Origin of the sequence: Streptomyces sp. SID14478 (assembly GCF_010548525.1) — a bacterium.
Classification (GTDB): domain Bacteria; phylum Actinomycetota; class Actinomycetes; order Streptomycetales; family Streptomycetaceae; genus Streptomyces.
This window is the reverse complement of the sequence record NZ_JAAGMG010000286.1, coordinates 1-792: the sequence shown is the minus strand read 5'-3', so window position 1 is coordinate 792 and position 792 is coordinate 1. Positions and strand designations below refer to the sequence as shown.

Annotated in this window: 1 protein-coding gene and 1 pseudogene; both read right to left on the bottom strand. The window is 74.5% G+C overall.

Annotated features, from left to right (window positions below):
* Nucleotides 1–219 (bottom strand): annotated as a pseudogene (locus G3I40_RS09860) (hypothetical protein); the annotation flags it as partial.
* A 42-nt stretch (nucleotides 220–261) separates the two neighbouring features.
* A partial coding sequence (locus tag G3I40_RS09855; protein WP_164301779.1) for a zinc-binding dehydrogenase occupies nucleotides 262–792 on the bottom strand: 531 nt, incomplete at its 5' end.

The following is a 792-nucleotide window of genomic DNA, read 5'->3' as shown; positions in this document are numbered from 1 at the left end:
CGCCGAGCGGCCCGCGCCGCGCGCCTGGTGCCGCTCGCCCTCGGCCAGGTGCTCGCGCGCGGCACCGGTGAAGGCAGCCGGCCAGTCGTACAGGACGTCCAGGGTGCCGGTCAGCCGCTCGTACGCGAACGGGTCCAGGCCCGCCCCGTACGTCCGTGAACGGTTCTGGGCGATGAAGTCCGGGAGTGCGCCCGGGAGTCGGAAGAAGGGGGTCGGCATGAGGATCTCCATGTGCTGCGGGTGTTGCGGGGTGCCGGCGGGTCAGGAGACGGTCAGGACGGCGTTGCCGCGGATCCGGCGCTCGCGCAGGTCGACGAGGGTGTCCGCGGTCTCCGACCAGTCCGTGACGCGCCCCAGCTCCGGGTGGAGCCGGCCCGTGGCGACGAGCCGGACGAGGGCGGCGAGGTCGTCGGCGTACGACTCGGGGAAGTCCATGTAGTGGAAGTGGCGCAGCGTCGCCGACTCGGGGCCCTTGAAGAAGTCGAAGAAGTCGAGCGTGACCGGGACGCGGCCCGCCTGCCCGAACCAGACGAGCGTGCCGCCGCGGCCGAGCCGGGACAGGGCCGCCGGGAGCGAGGCGCCGCCGATGGATTCGAGGACCAGGTCGTACGTGCCCCTCGCCTCGGTGACGTCGTGCACGATCTCCGCGGCCCCCAACTCCCGCAGCCGGGCGCCGCGTTCGGGGGATGCGGTCACCGCCGTCAGGTGCGCGCCCGCGGCCGCCGCCAGCTCGGTGACGTAGTGGCCCACGCCGCCGGACGCGCCGGTCAGCAGCATCCGGCGCCCGCCGAC